16 protein-coding genes, 1 other RNA gene and 1 pseudogene are annotated in these 15,221 nt (G+C 64.3%); 13 read left to right on the top strand and 5 right to left on the bottom strand.

The genetic code is table 11. The annotated features are described in order from the left end of the window. The first annotated feature begins 49 nt into the window (after positions 1-49). The 8 genes and pseudogenes from K5R33_RS11720 to K5R33_RS19075 form a co-directional block, all read left to right on the top strand. Positions 50-1,081 (top strand): extracellular solute-binding protein, encoded by a 1,032-nt coding sequence (locus K5R33_RS11720; RefSeq protein WP_220749234.1) that lies wholly within the window; start codon positions 50-52, stop codon positions 1,079-1,081. Further along, positions 1,081-2,079 carry a glycosyltransferase family protein gene (locus K5R33_RS11715; protein WP_220749233.1) on the top strand — a complete coding sequence of 333 codons (999 nt, stop codon included), beginning with the start codon at positions 1,081-1,083 and terminating at the stop codon, positions 2,077-2,079. Before K5R33_RS11720 ends, K5R33_RS11715 begins: the two co-directional genes overlap by 1 nt. Positions 2,080-2,195: 116 nt before the next feature. Beyond that, a complete protein-coding gene (locus K5R33_RS11710) occupies positions 2,196-2,576 on the top strand; it encodes a DUF4345 family protein (protein ID WP_220749232.1) in 381 nt (126 codons plus the stop codon). Further along, positions 2,547-2,898: a transfer-messenger RNA gene (gene ssrA / locus K5R33_RS11705) on the top strand. Before K5R33_RS11710 ends, ssrA begins: the two co-directional genes overlap by 30 nt. A gap of 117 nt (positions 2,899-3,015) precedes the next feature. Next, a complete protein-coding gene (locus K5R33_RS11700) occupies positions 3,016-3,501 on the top strand; it encodes an SspB family protein (protein ID WP_220749231.1) in 486 nt (161 codons plus the stop codon). 319 nt (positions 3,502-3,820) lie between these two features. Further along, positions 3,821-5,212, top strand: coding sequence for a class II fumarate hydratase (fumC, locus tag K5R33_RS11695; RefSeq protein WP_220749230.1), 1,392 nt, complete (start codon positions 3,821-3,823; stop codon positions 5,210-5,212). 7 nt (positions 5,213-5,219) lie between these two features. Further along, the gene (locus K5R33_RS11690) at positions 5,220-5,429 is read left to right on the top strand and encodes a DUF4169 family protein (protein ID WP_220749229.1); all 210 of its coding nucleotides are present in this window, start codon (positions 5,220-5,222) and stop codon (positions 5,427-5,429) included. After that, a pseudogene (locus K5R33_RS19075) lies at positions 5,422-5,634 on the top strand (ribbon-helix-helix domain-containing protein); the annotation flags it as partial. The gene K5R33_RS11690 and the pseudogene K5R33_RS19075, both read left to right, overlap by 8 nt. A 21-nt stretch (positions 5,635-5,655) precedes the next feature. Here K5R33_RS19075 and K5R33_RS11680 read toward each other — a convergent pair. Then, positions 5,656-6,192 carry a hypothetical protein gene (locus K5R33_RS11680; RefSeq protein WP_220749227.1) on the bottom strand — a complete coding sequence of 179 codons (537 nt, stop codon included), beginning with the start codon at positions 6,190-6,192 and terminating at the stop codon, positions 5,656-5,658. 93 nt (positions 6,193-6,285) lie between these two features. Here K5R33_RS11680 and K5R33_RS11675 point away from each other — a divergent pair, with 93 nt between their 5' ends. Beyond that, positions 6,286-6,513, top strand: a complete 228-nt coding sequence (locus tag K5R33_RS11675) for an N-(5'-phosphoribosyl)anthranilate isomerase (RefSeq protein ID WP_220749226.1) — start codon at positions 6,286-6,288, stop codon at positions 6,511-6,513. Between the two features lie 81 nt (positions 6,514-6,594). Here K5R33_RS11675 and aroB read toward each other — a convergent pair whose 3' ends face one another. Together aroB and K5R33_RS11665 are read right to left on the bottom strand one after the other, a co-directional pair. Further along, on the bottom strand, positions 6,595-7,701 hold the full coding sequence (gene aroB, locus K5R33_RS11670) for a 3-dehydroquinate synthase (RefSeq protein WP_220749225.1): 1,107 nt from the start codon (positions 7,699-7,701) through the stop codon (positions 6,595-6,597). Continuing rightward, a complete protein-coding gene (locus K5R33_RS11665; RefSeq protein ID WP_220749498.1) occupies positions 7,698-8,261 on the bottom strand; it encodes a shikimate kinase in 564 nt (187 codons plus the stop codon). The genes aroB and K5R33_RS11665 overlap by 4 nt, the downstream gene beginning before the upstream one ends. Before the next feature lie 130 nt (positions 8,262-8,391). Here K5R33_RS11665 and K5R33_RS19070 point away from each other — a divergent pair, with 130 nt between their 5' ends. The 4 genes from K5R33_RS19070 to K5R33_RS11650 all read left to right on the top strand — a co-directional run bounded on the left by K5R33_RS19070 (position 8,392) and on the right by K5R33_RS11650 (position 12,725). After that, on the top strand, positions 8,392-8,520 hold the full coding sequence (locus tag K5R33_RS19070; protein WP_255576350.1) for a hypothetical protein: 129 nt from the start codon (positions 8,392-8,394) through the stop codon (positions 8,518-8,520). After that, positions 8,510-10,027: a hypothetical protein gene (locus K5R33_RS11660; RefSeq protein ID WP_220749224.1), complete on the top strand. Its 1,518-nt coding sequence runs from the start codon at positions 8,510-8,512 to the stop codon at positions 10,025-10,027. The genes K5R33_RS19070 and K5R33_RS11660 overlap by 11 nt, the downstream gene beginning before the upstream one ends. Continuing rightward, the gene (locus tag K5R33_RS11655; protein WP_220749223.1) at positions 10,024-10,956 is read left to right on the top strand and encodes a site-specific tyrosine recombinase XerD; all 933 of its coding nucleotides are present in this window, start codon (positions 10,024-10,026) and stop codon (positions 10,954-10,956) included. Before K5R33_RS11660 ends, K5R33_RS11655 begins: the two co-directional genes overlap by 4 nt. A 455-nt stretch (positions 10,957-11,411) precedes the next feature. Further along, positions 11,412-12,725, top strand: a complete 1,314-nt coding sequence (locus tag K5R33_RS11650) for an HlyC/CorC family transporter (RefSeq protein ID WP_220749222.1) — start codon at positions 11,412-11,414, stop codon at positions 12,723-12,725. A 33-nt stretch (positions 12,726-12,758) separates the two neighbouring features. On the opposite strand, the gene K5R33_RS11645 is transcribed toward K5R33_RS11650, so the two are convergent. Both K5R33_RS11645 and K5R33_RS11640 read right to left on the bottom strand, forming a co-directional pair. Beyond that, complete coding sequence (locus K5R33_RS11645; RefSeq protein ID WP_220749221.1) at positions 12,759-13,991, bottom strand: spondin domain-containing protein; 1,233 nt, start codon at positions 13,989-13,991, stop codon at positions 12,759-12,761. A 174-nt stretch (positions 13,992-14,165) separates the two neighbouring features. Next, positions 14,166-15,182, bottom strand: coding sequence for a T6SS phospholipase effector Tle1-like catalytic domain-containing protein (locus K5R33_RS11640; protein ID WP_220749220.1), 1,017 nt, complete (start codon positions 15,180-15,182; stop codon positions 14,166-14,168). Positions 15,183-15,221: the final 39 nt, after the last annotated feature.

Raw genomic sequence — 15,221 nt, 5'->3', positions numbered from 1 at the left:
CGCGGCCCCTAGGGTGCGCAAAAAACAAGGTCCAATACGGGAGAGACCAATGACCCTGAAAGCCATTCTTCTGGGCGGGGCCGCGACCCTGCTCGCCCTGCCCGCCACGGCCGATATGGTCGTTTTCGACTACGCCGGGTTCGAAGACCCCGCTTTCCACGGCCCCTACATCGAAAAGCACGGCAGCAGCCCGGATTTCGCGTTCTTCGGGGACGAGGAAGAGGCCTTCCAAAAGCTGTCTTCTGGCTTCAAGGCAGACGTCACCCATATTTGCGCCGGATCGGTCACGAAGTTCGTCGACTCCGGCATCGTGGAGCCTTGGGATGTGTCTCAAATCCCTGAATGGGCCAACCTCAGCACCGATTTGACGGGCCGCGCGGTCACCGCCACCGAGGATGTGTATTTCCTGCCTGTGGACTATGGCTCCACCGCGATTGCCTATAACGCCGATGAGGTCCCCGCAGAGGATGTCGCCAGCCTCGATGTCTTTCTGAACCCCAAGTATCAGGGGCGCATGACGCTGCCCGACAACGTCGATGACGCCTACGCCCTGGCCTACCTGGCGACCGGCGTGACCGATTGGTCCACCGCAACCACCGAACAGTTCGAGGCCGCCTCCGACTGGTTGCGCCAAGCCCATGTGAACCTGCGCACCTATTGGACCGACCCGGCCGAGCTGTCGCAACTGCTGGCCTCGGGCGAAGTTCTGGTGTCCTGGGCCTGGAACGAGACGCTGCCGACCATGGCCGACGAAGGCTTTCCCATCGGCTTTCAGCGCGAGGCCACCGAAGGATCGTCGCTGTGGCTCTGCGGCTATGTGAATATGGTCGAAGGCACTGGGGATGAGGCGCTGGCCTACGATTACATCAATGCGATCCTCGATCCGGCCTCGACCGTGCCGCTGCTGGAGGCGGGGTATGGTCAGTCCAATGCCGCCGCCATGGTCAGCCAAGGGGAAGACGCCCTGACCGCATCCGGGCTAGGCACCATCTCGGCACCCGTCCTGGCGCAGCTGCCCATGCCCGCCGAGTTGCGGGAGATGCAGAACGCCACATTCGAGCGGATCAAGGCCGGCTTCTGATGCCCACACCGCCTGTGCGACCCGATGAGGGGGCCGCGCGGGCGGACCTGATCCCACTGCGCAAATGGTACTTTTGCGCCAACACCGAGGCGATGCGCGGCCGGACCTTCAAACTGCTGCGCGCCGCCATCCACTCCTGCCTGCGGCATACGACGCTGCAACCGGTGTGTCTGTACTATGGGGAACGGGCCCCGGCGCTGAAAGTCATGCGCGACATGGGCGTCACCGTCATTCGCCACCGGCCCAGCCTGGAGCCCCTGCTGCGCCCGGCCTATGGCACTGCCTATGAGACGTTTGCAGGGCACTGGCTGCGGCTAGATATTCCGCGGTTGGAAACCGAAGATACCTTCGTTCTTTACACGGACATCGATGTTCTGTTCCGGGGTCTGCCCGACGTTTTGGACGGACCGGAGTTGCTATCGGTGGCCCCAGAGAGATGGCGCACCGAGTGGCACCCGTTCAACAGCGGCGTTCTGCTGATGAACGTGCCCGGTCTGCGCGGCATCGACGCGGAATTTCGTGCCCAGATCACCGAGCGTCTTACGGGGAACTTCACCTACCCCACGCACGACCAGGCCAGCTTTAACCAGTTCTTTGAAGGCCGCGCAGGGGCCTTGCCACTTGAGATGAATTGGAAGCCATACTGGGGCGTGAACCAACGCGCACAAATCATCCACTACCATGGGCCGAAGCCCAGTCTCGTGGACCATATCGCACGCCGGGGCATGGACGCCGTCGCACCCGGTCACCGGTTTCTCTATCGGCTCGCACCGGCGGCGCACCGCGCCTACGCCGATCTATACGCTGCGGAACTGGCTGCTGGTCCACCCGACCCGGCGGCGCGGCCAAAACGGCCCACAATGATCCGACAGCCCGGGCCAAGGCCGCCCCTTGGGTTCGCTGCGCGCTTGCGGTCCGCTGGGCAGCACGCCCGTAACACCCTAGCCGATCAGGCCCGAACGCAGGTCGCGCACCTGCGGGGGCGCCTGGGCCGCTGACGAGCCGCGGGACCAGGCGAGAAAGCGGTGGCGCGGCTAAGCGCCGGGTGTCGCGGGAACCATAGGGCCTTGAGCAGACTTGAGAGGGTGTCCGTACCGTCCTCAGGAGAAAGCCGATGCCCTTTGTCGAGATCCTCAACACCCTCTTGGCCCTGGTGACAATTCTGTTTGGCGCCATGGGGTGGTTGGCCCCAGCTTGGACGATGGAGAGGGTGGATCTGCGGGACACCGGCTCCACCATGGGCCTGTCAGAGGTGCGGGCGGCCTCGGGCGCGCTGTTCGTCGTGGCCGGGATTGGCGCGCTGTTGATTGCGACGCCCACGGCCTTTGCAATGTTGGGCTGCATTTGGCTGGGCGGGGCCCTGGGGCGCGGGACGTCCTTGATCGTCGATGGTCGCACGCAGCGTAAATGGGGGTTCTTTGGGACCGAGGTCGCAGTGGGCCTGACCCTTCTCACCGTCAACCTGGGCCTTGAAGGGCGAGTGGGGTTCCCTTAACTACTGAGGTGCGTCGCAAGGCGCTATGGCGATAAACGCGCCCGTAATAAGCGGATCGGACCCGGGGGCGGTACCCGGCGGCTCCACCAAACTCCCACATTGGCGGGACCTTGGGGCCGAAATAGGATCGACGGACGTCTAAAGGGGTTAGCTTTCGCTCGGTGAGATACCACCGTTATCGGTTCAAGCTTTATAGTTGCCAATGACAACAAAGCTCCGGTTGCGCTCGCTGCCTAAGCAGTGCGCAAGACCAAAACTTAACTCCTTGCGCCTAGCAGCGTAAGGCGGGGTTCGCAGGCACCTGGCAACAGAAGCCTGCACATTTCACAGCCACACAAGTCCCATGCTCCCCCTGCGGCCAATCGGCCTGCGATGCCCCTTGTCGTGCGCTGAGGCGTCTGATTTACCTTGGGGCAGGCTGAGCCTTTGGGGGGCGCGCATGTCACGCGAAACAAGTGCCATCGATTACGGCAGCATGATGCACGACGCCATGCGCGGTCTCATCGCTCGGATCTTGAGAGATGTGGCCCGTGATGGCCTGCCTGGCGACCACCATTTCTTCATATCGTTCAACACCCAGCACCCCGGCGTCGACATCGCCGATTGGCTGCGGGAGCGGTATCCCGACGATATGACCATCGTCCTCCAGCATTGGTTCGACGCGCTAGAGGTCACCGACGCTGGCTTTTCCGTGACGCTCAATTTTGGGGACAGCCCCGAACCCCTGGTGATCCCGTTCGACGCGCTCCGGACCTTTGTCGACCCGTCGGTGGAGTTTGGTCTGCGGTTCGAGGAACGGGGCGAAACAGAGACCATTGATCACGACGACGTGGTGGAAGAAGCCCCCTTCGCCGAGGTGGAGCCCGAAGAGGACGCCCCCCGGAAAGAGGCGGAAGTCGTCAGTCTGGACAAGTTCCGGAAGTAGCGGTCGGGTAAGCCAGACGGCGTGTCCTTTCTGGAGTGTGTAAAACGCGCTGCCGTGCGCAGGTCTGCCCGCAACACCAAGCGAACACATGTCTGGCCGCCTGAACCGTCGCTGACGGCGTATCGTTCCACACAAACCAATGCGTCCACCCTATGTTAGCGCCATCCAGCGGATGGACGGCTCGCCGCGCCTTCGCTAGACGGAGGCCGCACCGTATCGCCCGAGGGCGACACGCACGGACACCCCATGCCGGGATGGGGCACGGGCGCCTAGGACAGGCACCACGCCTCCACCCCGGCGACAGCCGCAGGACGCGACCATGACCCAGACCCGTACCGAGACCGACAGCTTTGGCCCGCTGGAGGTCCCCTCCGACAAGTACTGGGGCGCGCAGACGCAGCGCAGCATCATGAACTTCCCCATCGGTTGGGAACGGCAGCCGGTGCCGATCGTGCGTGCCCTGGGCGTGGTCAAAAAGGCCGCCGCCACCGTCAACGAAGCCTTCGGCGATCTGGATGCGGGCCTGGCGCCGGCCATCAAACAAGCCGCGCAAGAGGTGATCGACGGCGAGTTCGATGACAACTTCCCCCTCGTGGTCTGGCAGACCGGGTCCGGGACCCAGTCCAACATGAACTCCAACGAGGTGATCGCTAACCGCGCCATCGAGATCTTGGGCGGTGAGCTGGGGTCCAAGACCCCCGTCCACCCCAACGACCATTGCAACATGGGGCAATCGTCCAACGACACCTTCCCCACTGCGATGCATGTGGCCATCGGTATGCAGGCGCGGGACGTTCTGCTGCCCGGCCTACGGAAGCTGCACGCTGCGCTGGCCGCGAAGTCCGACGAATTTAAGGACATCATCAAGATCGGCCGCACCCACACGCAAGACGCCACGCCGCTCACCTTGGGCCAGGAGTTTGGCGGCTACGCCCATCAGGTCGCCAAAGGGATCGAACGGGTCGAGGCCTGCTTGCCGGACATCTACGAACTGGCCCAAGGCGGCACGGCCGTGGGCACCGGGCTGAACACCCGCAAGGGGTTTGCCGAAAAGGTCGCATCCGAAATCGCGGCCATCACCGACCTGCCCTTCGTGACCGCGCCTAATAAGTTCGAGGCGCTCGCCGCCCATGACGCCATGGTGATGTTCTCCGGCGCGCTCAAGACCGTTGCGGCCAGCTTGTTCAAAATCGCCAACGACATGCGCCTCTTGGGCTCCGGCCCCCGCTCGGGCCTCGGGGAATTGATCCTGCCCGAGAATGAGCCTGGGTCCTCGATCATGCCGGGCAAGGTAAACCCCACCCAGGCCGAAGCGCTGACCATGGTCTGCGCCCATGTCATGGGCAACGACGCCGCCGTCGGCATGGCCGGCAGCCAGGGCCACTTTGAGTTGAACGTTTACAACCCGATGATGTCCTACAACGTCCTGCAATCCATGCAGCTTTTGGGCGATGCCGCCAGCAGCTTCACCGACAACATGGTCGCAGGTACGCAGGCCAACGTGGACCGCATCGACAAGCTGATGAAGGAATCGCTGATGCTGGTGACGGCGCTGGCCCCCACCATCGGCTACGACAACGCCACCAAGGTCGCCAAGACCGCCCATAAGAACGGCACGACCCTGCGCGAAGAGGCGATCAACCTCGGGCTCGTGGACGAAGAGACCTTCGACCGCGTCGTCCGCCCCGAAGACATGATCGGCCCCAAGTGAGCCGCCGGTGACCGGCAAGATCATCAACTTGAACCGCGCCCGGAAAAACCGGGCGCGGGCTACGGCAAAGGCCCAGGCCGATGCCAACACCGTCCGCTTTGGCCGCACCAAAGCCGAAAAAGACCGCCAGGCCACAGAGGCGGAGACGGCGGAGCGACATTTGGACGGGCATCGCACTGACGGGTCTGACAGCACACCGCCCGGGTCCGATGATTGACGCGCGACCCAGGAAGCGGTCCCTGACCCTGCACGGGCACCGCACCAGCGTTTCGTTAGAGCAGCCGTTCTGGGTCGCCTTTGTCCGTATGGCGAAGGCACGCGGTCTATCGATCAACGCCCTGGCGGCAAAGATCGACCGTCAACGGGGCGCCAGCGCGGGCCTCGCCTCCGCCATTCGCGTTGCGGTCCTGATAGATCTGCAGCAGAGCCTCGGGGTCGAAGGGCTATTCGATGACGACACGGGGCAGCCAATGGCTATCGGGATCACCGACCTCCAAATCGACGGGTCGGATGGGGCGTAGCTGACCCGGCGCGGGGGGTACGGCGAGCCTATCCATATCCATCTCATGCAACGTCCCGACGATGCGATCCCCTTCTGGCTGCAACCGATAGTAGACCCCGTTCCACATGTTGATGCCGTAGTCGTTGACCCCCTTCCAAACGAACAACAGGTCGTATTCTAGGTCGGTCAAATCATCACCAAGAACGCGGGCGTTCTCATAGGGATAGGGGACGTAGCACCATTGCTTGTCGGGGCCGTCGAGGCACTGGAACGGTCGCATCGACAGAAAATTGTCACTGAATTTCCCGTCATCCAGCGCCAGGGTATAGGCGCCGTCCGGCGCCAGATCTAAGGTCCCAATGGTGATCCGCGCGCCGTCCTGGGCTTCCAGATGGACGCCATGCCGTTCGGCCAGACCGACCGATGGCGTGAGCAGCGCAAGAGTGACAACGCAGGGCGCGAGAACGGTATTCTTCATGTGCCCTGTCTACACCTGTCCCACGCGCGGCCATCACTGGACGAAGGTCTTAGGCTTAACCCAACGTTAAGACAGACCCGCAAATGTGGGTCCGTGGAGACGATTCTGACGGACAGACAGGCCCATTGGCTCAACACGGTGTTCGCGGCCAAAGCATCGCAGCGGGGCCGGACAGTGCGCCGTGCGCTGCGCGACGTGGAGGCGATGGTCGGTCGCGAGGTCTTTCTAGCAGAGGTCCAGCGTCGCGGATGGTCCGCGGTTGAAAACGCCGGTCAGATTATCGTGTTCTGCAACGACCAACCCATCCGCCGCGTCGTCTAAAAGCCTCTGCGAGAGGCTTTTTCCCAAGTCTTCGCAGAAGACTTGGCCCCGACTTTTCAGTGAAAAGTCGCGAAAGAGCTTTCAGCGAAAGCTCTTGGCCGAGGCCCGAAGCACGTCCAGCACGGCCTCTGGCGGCACATCCGACGTCACAAAGGCCTGGCCAATGCCCCGTGCCAAAATGAACCGAAGCTTGCCATCGAGGACCTTCTTATCCTGTCCCATCAGGTCCAGCAGATCCTCCGCCGAGGGCAAATCGCCAGGAATATCAGGCAAGTCCCGCACAAGTCCCATGTCCTGAAGGTGCGCGCGCACGCGGCTCGGGTCCTCTTGCGCGCATAAACCCAACCGGGCCGACAACTCAAAGGCCAGCCCACATCCCAGCGCCACCCCCTCCCCGTGGAGCAGCCGGTCGGAATAGCCTGTCGCCGCCTCCAACGCATGGCAGAAGGTATGGCCGAGGTTCAAAAGCGCCCGATCCCCCTGCTCCGTCTCGTCCCGCACAACGATATCTGCTTTCATTTGCACGGAGTGGCGCACGGCCTCGACCCGTAGATCGACGTTGTCGCGCAACTGCGGCCCATTCTCTTCGAGCCAGGTGAAAAACACGGCGTCCCCGAGCAGACCGTATTTCGCAACCTCTCCGTAACCGGCCAGGAAATCGCGGGGCGTCATGGTGTCCAACAAGCTGACGTCAGCCAGGACCAGGGATGGCTGGTGGAACGCGCCCACGAGGTTCTTGCCGTGCCGCGTGTTGATACCCGTCTTGCCGCCAACGGAACTGTCGACTTGCGCCAGCAGGGAGGTCGGGATCTGCACGAACCGGACACCGCGCCGCAGGATCGCGGCGGCAAAGCCCACAAGATCCCCGATCACGCCGCCCCCGAATGCCACCACAACGTCCCCGCGCTCACAGCGCTGGTCCAGAAGCCATTCGACAACTTGGATAACATGGCCCCAGTCCTTGGTGGCCTCGCCAGCGGGCAGCACCAGCGCCTCGGTCGTAATGGCGCCAAGCCCCCGTTGCAGCCTGTCCAGATGCAGCGGTGCCACGCGATCCTCAGTGGCGACGAACACCCGAGGCCGACGCAGAAGCGGCGCAATATGCGCCTCGGCTGCCTCAAGCAGCCCGGGTCCGACCAGGACATCATAGGCCCGGTCGCCCAGCGGCACGTGAACGGTTTCTGTCATTCCGGCTCCTCCAAGATCCCCGCCGCGCGCAGGACCTCGACCACTTCTGTGACCATATCGTCGATGGCGTAATCGGGGTTCGCATCCACCACCAGGGTCGCCTGCCCATAGGCCGGCTCCCGCGCGGCCAACAGCTCACCTAGGGTCCGGCGCGGGTTGTCTGTCTGCAACAGGGGACGCGTCGTCTTATGCTTGACCCGTGACCATAGGAGCGGCTCATCGGCGCGCAGCCAGACCGAAACGCCCGCCTCGGCAATGGCAGCCCGGTTTTCTGGCCGCAGGAACGCGCCGCCCCCGGTGGACAGGACCCCCGGCTCCAATGTCAGCAGACGTTGCAGGACCTCGGTTTCGCGGGCGCGAAAGAATGCTTCGCCATCCCGCTCAAAGATCTCGGCGATGGACATCCGGGCAGCGGCCACCAGCGCCTCGTCGGTATCGCGGAAGGGAACGCCCAGGCGCTCGGCCAAGGCGGTGCCCACAGCCGTCTTGCCGCAGCCCATCATCCCCACCAGCACCACGGACCGCGTCAACACGCAGCGCACCGGCGTCTTGTCGCCCATCGTTTCCATTTCGCCCTCATGGCCTGTTGCGCTGGCGATTGCCATCTATATCTCCGACAGCCACAATGGGGAGAGCAATCCAAGGGGCCTCGGCACGGACGGGGTCGCTGGACAAACCGGCAGGCAGGTCATGTTTCGCGTCCTAAAATACCTAGTGATCTTGGCTGTGCTCGGCACCATCGGCCTGTTTGGATATTCCTATCTGCTTGAACCCGAAAGCGGGATCGTCACCGAGACGATTGAGATCGATGCAGGCTAAACACCTGTTGCTGGCGCTTGCCCTGCCCGCCGCGGCCCTATCCGCGCAGGAGGCACCGCAGTCCGCCATTCCCTGGCTCAGTGATTCGATCACGACGACCGATCCGGTCCGCCCCACTGAGACCCCTGCGACCGCGATCACTGAAACCGAAATCACCGTCATGCCCCTGGGCCAGACGCGCCGCGATGCCGTCGGTTTGCTGTCGCCCGCCTTGACCGGGCTGCCCGCCGATACGGTTGCCGCCAGCGATCCCGCGCGCCTGATCGACCTGTTGATGCGGCAACCGACGGATGCTCTGCCTGCCATGCAGACGCTGCTGCTGCGGGTTCTGCTGGCAGAGTTGGATCCCCCCCGCGCCGCCACGGATCCGGACGCCTGGTTCTTTGCCCGGATCGACGCCCTGCTGAGGTTCGGCGCACTGGATCAAGCCCAAGCCATGCTGGAACGCGCGGGTGCCACCGATAAGCGCGCCTTTCGACGGTGGTTCGATACCTCATTGCTGACGGGTTTCGACACAAGGGCCTGCGCCGCGATGACAGCGAACCCAGGCGTCGCCCCAACCCTGCCCGCGCGCATCTTTTGCCTGTCGCGCAGTGGCGATTGGGCAGCTGCGGCGCTGACGCTCGATACGGGCCGGGCGATCGGAGCCATTTCCGATGAGGAAGACGCTTTGCTGGCGCTGTTCCTGGACCCCGAGATGTTCGAGGGCGCCCCGCCCCCCGTCCCGCCACGCCCGATGACGCCCCTGGCCTTCCGGCTGCTGGATGGCGTGGGGGAGACCCCAGACACCCGTGATTTGCCCTTGGCTTTCGCGGTCTCGGACCTGCGGGCGACCATTGGGTGGAAGGCCCAAATTGAGGCGGCAGAGCGGTTGACGCGGGTCCAGGCGCTCGACCCAAACCGGTTGTTGTCGCTCTATACGGAACGGCGCCCGGCGGCATCGGGTGGCGTCTGGGACCGGGCGGCGGCGGTGCAGCGGTTGGATGCGGCTCTGCTTGGTGGCAACGCCGAAGCAATTGCCCAAGCCCTGCCCGAAGCAATGGCGCGTTTGGCCGACAGTCACCTGCTGGTGACACTGGCCGATCTCTATGGCGCTCGGGTGGCCCAGGCCAATCTGACGGACGGGGTTCGGGGCCACGCCCTGCGGCTGGGTCTCCTATCGGGCGACTATGAGGCGATTGCCCGCCGCGCCCTCGACGACGGGTGGGATGTGCCGCCGGACCTGGCCTTCGCCGCCGCGGTGGCCACGGGCGCCGACACCCTGCCGGCGCGCTTCGGCACACTCCCCCAGGCGGTGGCCGAGGGGATGACCGGCACGCCGCCCGAGGCGCTCCTGTCGCTGGCAGCCGAGGCACGCCTGGGGGAGGCGCTTTTGGAAACGGGTCTCCTCGTGGCCGACCGCGCCGACAGCGACCCGCGCGCGATTTCGGAGGCCATCGCTTTCCTGCGCGCGGCTGGCCTCCAAGACAGCGCCCGTCGCCTGGCCTTGCAGATCTTGCTCCTATGACCTGGCTGGACCGCTTTCTGGAGGTCCAGGCCGCCGAACGGGGCGCGGCGCTCAACTCCCTCCTGGCCTACCGCCGCGACATCGAGGACTACGTCAGCCACCTCACCGCCAAGGGCATAGACCCGGAGCGTGCCCGCCGACAGGACATCGAAGGTTACCTGATTGCCTGCGAAGCGCTCGGCCTCGCCGCGTCTACCCGGGCGCGACGGCTTGCCGCCATTCGCGGGCTCTACCGGTTTGCCCACGAGGAAGGGCTGCGCGCCGACGACCCGGCCATCCGTATTTCCGGCCCGAGCAAGCCCAAAAGCCTCCCCAAAAGCCTGTCGGAGGAGGCGGTCGATGCGCTGCTCGCGGCGTCGGAGACATTGGGCAAGACCGAGGCCGAGCGCCTGCGCGACACCTGCCTGATGCAACTGCTCTATGCGACCGGGATGCGCGTGACAGAGTTGGTGTCCCTGCCCGTCTCCGCGACGCGGGGGGATCCCCGCATGATCCTGGTGCGCGGCAAGGGCGGCAAAGAACGCATGGTGCCCCTGTCGCCCCCGGCGCGCGCGGCGCTCGGCGCCTGGCTGGACCATCGCGACACGGTAGAGGCGGAGGCCACCCGAGCCAAGGGCACGCCTCCGTCGCCCCACCTCTTCCCGTCGCGGGGCAAGGCGGGCCATGTGACCCGCGTCTGGTTCCATGGGCGGATCAAGGCGCTGGCCCTGCACGCGGGCCTGGACCCAAGCACAGTCAGCCCCCACGTCCTGCGCCATGCCTTTGCAACCCACCTTTTGTCGGGCGGTGCGGATCTGCGGGCGATCCAGACGATGTTGGGCCATGCCGATATCTCCACAACGGAGATCTATACGCACGTCTTGGAAACGCGGCTTCGGGACCTGGTGATGACCCACCATCCCTTAGCGCAATCGGATGAGCCTGGGTAACTCCGAAGGTCTCGCGGGCAACTGCTCAACGCCGGGCCTGTCTAAAGACGTTGATGTTAGACAGGCTTGGACCGCAAGGCTTCTGACACAAGGCCGAGACAGCCTGCGCGGCACTGCGCAAACCTCTACCGCCGTACCAAAAGCTGACACACACGCGTGTCCCACATGGCGTCTAGTACGCGGCTTGGGTCTAGGGTGGAGATGCGCGCCGTTACGCGTTCGGCAGCACGGGATCCAAGTTGCCGGGCAAAATCATGCTACCCACCGCCACCCCGCGAGCGCACCTGCCGACCAGCGGGCGCGCGCGCAGGCAGACCTCCCGCCCAATGCTAACCTCTTCCAGCACATGGACGTGACGGCCTCCGAAGACCCGCATCCACGGATCGGGTCAGCCAGGTGCAAAAGCACCCGCTCCGCGCTTGAACGCGTCACACCGCCGCCCCATAACCTGCCGTATGGAACCAGCCGTCAGCACGTTCAGCACGGGCGCCACTTGGGGCACCGCAGCTGCCATCCTCTTTTTGCTCGCCATGTCGGGCTTTTTCTCAGGCTCGGAGACGGCGTTGACCGCCGCCTCACGGGGAAAATTACGCGCGCAGGCCGATAAGGGCAGCTTGGGCGCGGCCCGGGCCCTTGTCGTGACCGAAGACAACGAACGTCTGATCGGCTCGGTCCTGCTGGGCAATAACATCGTGAACATCTTAGCCGCCTCTTTGGCCACGGCGCTTTTCACGGCCCTCTTTGGCGAAGGCGGCGTGGCTGTGGCGACGCTGGTGATGACGGCCCTCGTCCTGATCTTTGCCGAGGTCTTGCCCAAGACCTACGCCATCTCCAACCCCGAGACGGCGGCCAGCCGGGTTGCGCCCGTGATCGCCATCGTGGTCCGCATCTTCAGCCCGGTGGTGGGTGTCGTACGTGCGCTCGTTCGGATGATCCTGCGCCTGTTTGGCGTGAACATCGACGCTGACGCCGCCATCATGTCCGCGCGGGAGGAGATCGAGGGCGCCATCGCCTTGGGCCACACCGAAGGCGGGGTCGAGAAGGAAGACCGCGACCGCCTGCTTGGCGCGCTCGACCTGGGCGACCGTTTTGTCGAAGAAATCATGCTCCACCGCTCAGGGATTGAGATGGTGGACGTGGACGCCGCGCCAGAGACCATCCTGGACCAATGCCTGAATTCCCGCCACACGCGCCTGCCAGTCTACCGGGAGGAGCCTGAAAACATCATCGGCGTCATCCACGCCAAGGATCTGCTGCGCGCCGTGGACCGCGCGGTACGTGGTGATGGTGGCGGCATCGAGGCTGTCAAAACCTTCGACGTGGCCGATGTGATGATGGAGCCGTATTTCGTCCCCGAGACGACAACGCTCGATGATCAGATGCGGCAATTCCTCAAGCGACACACGCATTTTGCCCTGGTAGTCGATGAATATGGCGCGCTCCAGGGGTTGATCACCCTCGAAGACATCCTGGAAGAGATCGTGGGTGAGATCACGGATGAATACGACCAACCCGATGAGCCGATCCTGAAACCCGAGGCCGACGGAAGCTACGTCATCGACGGTGCCATGACGATCCGCGACCTGAACCGCGCGACAGATTGGGGCTTGCCCGACGACGAAGCGAACACAATCGCGGGGCTCGTGATCCATGAGGCCCAATCTATCCCAACCACGGGCCAGGTGTTCAGCTTCCACGGCTTCCGGTTTGAGGTCGGGGAACGACAGGCTAATCGCATCACGCAACTGCGGATCCGTCCCCTGGCCTGAGGCGCGGGATACCCCGCGCCTCGGCCCGCATCGTTAGGCGAAGATCGCGTCCGCTGGCGTCAGATCGCCGACCTCAACCCCACGCAGGGTCAGCAAGTCGCCCCCGCCGAAGTCCAGGACGACATTGTCACCCACTTGGATGAGATCGACCGCCGACAACAGGTCACCGACCGAGCTGACGCCGTCCAGACGGAACTCGACCTGGTCAACACCGGCCTCGAAATCCAGAAGGACGTCGGCCCCATCACCGGTTCCAAAGACGAAGACGTCCGCACCTTCACCCCCGCTCACAACGTCATTGCCGGTGCCGCCATAGAGGCGGTCGCCCCCGGCTTCGCCCCGCAGCACGTCGTTGCCAGCACCGCCGCGCAGGGCGTCCGGTCCACCACCGCCGATCAGGACGTCTTCGCCCATGCCGCCGTTCAAGTCATCGGCGCCGCCACCGCCCAGCAGAATGTCGTTGCCTGCGTCTCCGTCGAGCACATCCCATCCCGCACCGCCAAGCAGCACGTCATCACCGTCAGCGCCCGAGACCAGATCGTCCGCATCGGTGCCAAAATAGATGTCATCCCCGTCGGAGCCATTGAACCGTGCCACCACGTTCACATGCACCAATGCCACCTGGGCGCCGGGCACGGTGAAATCCGCCGCCGACGTGATCGGTTGCCCAAAGGCGTTCGTGCCGCCCAGGATGATCTGCTCCCCACCGGGGTTGCCTGCCGAGCCGTTAAAGCCGGGGTGAACGGTGATCACGCCACCTTCGTCTTCGCCGGTATTGGGAGCCGTCTGGTTGATAAAGGCGGCATCCCGCTCGGTGTTGACCTCGGTCCCGGCATCGCGGACCGAAGCACCGTCAAACGCCCGCAGATATGGACCCGTGAAGTCGCCATTGGCGTCGAACAATTGCACCGGCGTCGCGGTCCCGATGAACGCGTCGTTCGATGGCAGCAGCATCGCCGCCAGCGAGATAAACCCGTTCGACGCCCCATCGACCTCGATCGTGGCGCTGGTGCGAACCGTCGCGGCCAAGGGCGCACCATTGTCCGTGACGGTCACGAACTGCGCATCGGCATCGGCGGCCAGGGCCTCGGCCGTCAGAATGGTCGAAGCACCGTCTTCGGCCAATTGCTCTAGTCCAGGCGTCGCGGCCTCGCCCAAATTGTAAATGTCAAATGACCCATCGTGAAAGCTGGTGAAGACGGGCGTCAGAGCAGTTCCGCCTGTCCCGGAGGTATTGTTAACAGAGACGCGAAGTTCGGTTGTCATGGTCAATCCTAAGCTGGCGCAGGATGCGCAGCGACAAAATGACCAACCCCGAGGCCCGCGTTAAATGACACCTCGTCAACTCAAAAATTTTTTTATTTACAATGACATATTTCAAGTAGTGCCCCTATTCATCGCGCAGCTTTCACAGGTTCGCGATCCAGGATCGCCTCTGGATCACCGCCGCGTGATCACAGAATGGGGCACCAGAGCCTCGTCCCTCGCCTGCCAGACCCGTAGCCGCCCGTTCCCATGGGCCTCAGCAGCGGTGGGGTGGAGCCATTCGCTGGGGTCTCGCCCAACCGGACGGCGGCCCCGCGCCACGAACAGGGGACCGAAACCCCGCCAATTGCCCGCCGATGGCGCCTCGGGGTCTGCGGGAAACTGGTCCCGCCAGCCTTGCGGTAGGTCCAGCCCAACACTGGCCAACCGATCCAACATCCACACCAGCGGCACGTTCGCCAGGGGGCGCGCCGCACCAAACCCGCCCAACTGGCCCCCAAGATCCCCGTGGCTGCCCCGAAACCAAACCTGCTCGACGCTGTCTGTGCGCGCGCCGCGGGTCCGCCACCGCTCCAGGGCGAAGGCACGGCGCGTCTCATCCAGGGCCATGGCGTGGAACCCATGGGCCACGCTGCGCCCCAGACGATGGGAGCGAAAGGCATGAACCTCGGGGAACAGCCGCCACAGCACGGGCCAGCGAATGCCCACCGCCTGAACGGTATCGAACACGCCAACGGCTGTAATCCGGACCTCCGGGTAGCAATGTTCCGCCGCGAAGCGCTGCGCTTGGGCGCTGGTCGGTCCCAAGCGGTAGAAATCATAGGCCGCCTGCACCCTATTCGCTGTCAGAGCCTCCTGCCGCAGAAGGCCCACGCGATCGATGAGCCCCGCCAAAGCGCGCACCGCATAGGCCCCACGGGAATACCCCAGCAGGAACACTTGATCGCCGGGCCGATACCGGCGGGCGAGAAAGTCATAGGCCCGGCGGATCTGACGGTTGATCCCCACACCGGCCATGACCTCGGGCGCATGGCGCAGCCCGCGCCATTCGATCCCCGGTTCATAGTAGAGGCAGTCGTGACCCGCCTCCTCCAGCATCTTCCAGATCAGCCCGATGGACGTTTCGCGCCCTGGGTCCAGAGATGACATAGTGCCGTCCAGCAAAACCACATGGCTGCGCGCCTCGGGCACGGCCCGTTCCCGTCCCGCCCGCATTTCCAGCAGGCGGCG

Origin of the sequence: Jannaschia pagri (assembly GCF_019655435.1) — a bacterium.
GTDB classification, from domain to species: Bacteria; Pseudomonadota; Alphaproteobacteria; order Rhodobacterales; family Rhodobacteraceae; genus Jannaschia; species Jannaschia pagri.
The sequence above is the reverse complement of the archived record's forward strand: the minus strand, read 5'-3'. Positions and strand labels throughout refer to the sequence as shown.